This is a genomic window from Acutalibacter caecimuris (genome assembly GCF_034335085.1).
In the GTDB taxonomy this organism is placed as follows: domain Bacteria; phylum Bacillota; class Clostridia; order Oscillospirales; family Acutalibacteraceae; genus Acutalibacter; species Acutalibacter caecimuris.
Genome location: NZ_JAWXXJ010000067.1, coordinates 1 through 3,305, shown reverse-complemented (window position 1 = coordinate 3,305; position 3,305 = coordinate 1). Strand labels below are relative to the sequence as shown.

The window sequence follows — 3,305 nt, the reverse complement described above, 5'->3', positions numbered from 1 at the left end:
ACGCTGATCTCCGCGCCTTCGTAAGCCTCGCCGTTCACGGTGACGGTAGCGCCCGCGCTGGTCTCAATGGTCAGAACCTGCTTGGTCAGGTCGCCGTCCACGCCGATGTTGGCGGTGATATCGTTGCCGTTGATGGTAGCCTCAACCTGGCCAACCTTCAGGGCAGTGATGGCAGCCTCGGTGCTGGCAGCAGCCTTGGTGGCGGTGAGGGTGTAAGTCTTGCGGGTGTTGTCCTCGGCAATCACGGTGATGGCCAAGGGCTCCTCCAGGCTGTATTCGGCGGTGGCGTCGAAGTCCTCGCCGGCAACCTGTACCTTAGCCAAGGCAGAGTTGGGCTCGATGCCCAGCACCTGCTTGGCAGGGTCAGCGCTGTAGGGCAGTTCAACGGTCCACTTGCTCTCGTCCTCGGTGTCGACCACAGCCTCGGCAGTGCCGGCGGTGATGGCCTTCAGGCCAGCATCGTTGCCGGCGGGGGCGGTGACGATCTCCAGGGTCCACTGGCGGCTGTTGCTGCCGTCCTCGGCGGTAACATTCAGCTTAGCGCCACTCCTTGCAACAGAGTTCTCACCAACATAGATGTTGGTGCTGTCAACGCTGATCTTAGAGGCGTTCTCGTTGTCGCCGGCCTCGTTGTCAGAGGTCAGGGTATAGCCACCAATGGCAACGGTAGCCATGGGGCTGGCCTCAAAGCGCAGGGTGAAAGGAGTCTTGTTCTGTGCATAGCTGTAGGGCACAGTCAGGGTCAGTGTACGGGCGGCGGCGTCAATGTCGCCGGTAACGGTAACCAGCGGGTCGGTGCTTTCAATGCTGGTCAGGTCGTAGCCGCTCTCGGCCTTGGCAACCTCGGCAACCAGGTAGTAGGTAGCGTAGGCACCCGGGCAGTTTTTAGCGCCGCTTGCAAGTTGCATCTTATCACTGGTCGTGTTGCCGTCACCAGTGCCGTCAACAGTAACAGTCAGGGCACCAACCGTGTCCCATACATTTTCACTGTACACGCGGAGCGCCACAGCCTTGGTAGTATCCACAGTGCCGTCGCTGTTCAAGCCGTTTACCCACTTGGCAGGGTCAACGGTAATCGCTTTACCCAGTGCTTTCTCAGTGGGGTTAACAGCGAAGGTATTAACTTTTGTGCCCGCATCGATCGAGGCGGGAATTTGTGCAACGGTCGCCAGATTGTCGCTCACAGTAATATCAGACAGCTTAATGCTGGTGATGTTGCGTTTCGTGTAGGGCAGGAACACCTTGATGATGTTCTGGGTGCCGCGGGTGACTTCGGCCTTGTAGGTCGTGTCGGCGGTCATGGCGTCGCGGTCCGCGGCGTCGGTAAAGGTAGCGGCAGTCAAGGCGTTGCCGGTAGAGGCATTGTTCTTGCGCAGGATCACCTTGTAATCAACATAGTTGGTGGTGGTGTCCGCAGTAGTGCCGGTAGCGCCAGAGGGGTACCATACACGGACAACCGTCCATGTAGTGGTGTCGGTAGTGTTCAGGCCGGAAATGGTATTGCCCAGGAATTTGCCGTCGCCCTTAGCCTCCGTTTCGCCGGAAATCAGTTCAGCGCCGGTGGTGAAAGCGGTAGCTTTCTGGTAAGCCAGAGAGGCAAACTTGCTGCCCTCGGCAACAACCTTGATACCAGTCCACTCGCTGCCGTCCTTGCCAACGCTATGGGGCACAGTCAGGGTAACGGTCTTGGCGGCCTGGTCGATCACGCCGGTGGCCACAGAGCCGTCAGCGTTTACCAGGTCCAGCTTGCTCAGGGTCAGGGGGCCGGCCTCGCCAACAGACAGCTTGATGGTGTACTGCACGATCTTATCCCCATCAGGAGAGGTCACGTTCACATAGATGACTTTGTCCTTAACGGAAACCTCACTGTTGGTCGGCGCAAGGACGCCGTTAGCAGCCAAAGTGGCAGTCTGATTGGCATCGCCAGCAACGGCAGCCGTAGCACCCTCGGTGCCGGCCAGCTTCAGGGGCAGGGTGCCGCTGATGTCGGTGCCGGCAGGCAGGGTAACTTCTACCGTGCCCTGGCCCTTCTCAATGGCAACCACCTGGCTGTCGCCAACCTTCACAGCGGTCAGTTCGGCTTCGGGGTTTTGTGTGGGAATTTTAATGCTAACATTGATTTGAGCCTTTGCGCCAGAGGCAGTCTGAATCCAGAGCAAACTCTCATCTGCAAGAGGATAGACATACTTTGTATCGTCGTCATTATTCAACTCGCCCAAGGTCAGGCTATTTTTGCCACTCACAGCCGTTGCAGTAGCGGTATCAAAGTCGGTCTTACCAATCTTAACAGTGGTGTTCTTCGGCGCAGTCCAGCTAAGTTTCATGGCCTCAATGGCGGTTTTGTCGTTGCCATCGGCCCCGGCAGTGCCGAAGGGCATGGTGAAGGTGACGGTTTTGCCGGAAATTTTGCCCTCCACGTCGCCCAGCTTGATGGTGTTGAAGGAGGTTTCAGCCTCAAACTTCAGGGTATAGGTCTTGGTATCGCCGTTGGCGGCGGTAACGGTCAGCTTATCGCCAGCCAGAGCCAGGCTGGCGCCCTGGGTGGTGAAGATTTCCTTCAGCAGGGCGGAGGCGGCATGGGCAGGGTTTTCCCAATTACTGTCACCCTTAGTGAGTTCTTTGCCGACATTGCCCGGCGTAGCGCTGACGAACGCGATTTTATGGTCGTCTTTGGCCTCAGCCCCTGCGGCTTTTGTATAGACCTCACCGTCCTTCGTGAAACGCTCGGACTCGATTTCCGCAAGGTTGGCAAGGCTCAGCTTCATCTTCACGGTGATGGTGCTCTCGCCGATCTCAGCAGAGGCCATATCCGCAATGTTTTCCACCTTAGTGACGGTGTTGGCGCTGCTGGCATAGGTGCGCGTCCAGTTGATGGCCAGCTCATAGGTAGCGGGGTCATTGATGGACTCGCCCACCAGCAGCGTGAAAACATAGGTGCCGTCATCGCCCGCGGTGGCAGGCTTGTCGGCGTTGACAGCCTTGCTCAGGTCCAGGGTAAGGCCGGTGGAAGGGTCAACCTTCTCACTGTCCTTCTCCTTTACGTACACATTGGTGGTGCCGGTGGTAACGGCAGTAATGGGCACGTTAGCCGCCTCTTCTCTGGTGCCGGAAACGGCGGCGACGTACTTCTCACCGTCCCACTCCGCGCTGACGCCGTTCACCCGGATGGTGGTGACGCCAGTGGGTGCATCAGCAGCAAACGCGCTCATCGGAATCATTGCGGCGACCATGAGAATGGCCAGAAACGCCGCAAGTGATTTCTTCAGAAACTTGCTTTTGTTCATGATTTCAACCCTCTTAAATTT

At 57.7% G+C, this 3,305-nt stretch carries 1 protein-coding gene; it reads right to left on the bottom strand.

What is annotated here, in order from left to right; all coding sequences use genetic code 11:
* A partial coding sequence (locus tag U8U01_RS17045; RefSeq protein ID WP_322176784.1) for a hypothetical protein occupies positions 1-3,284 on the bottom strand: 3,284 nt, incomplete at its 3' end.
* Positions 3,285-3,305 lie beyond the last annotated feature (21 nt).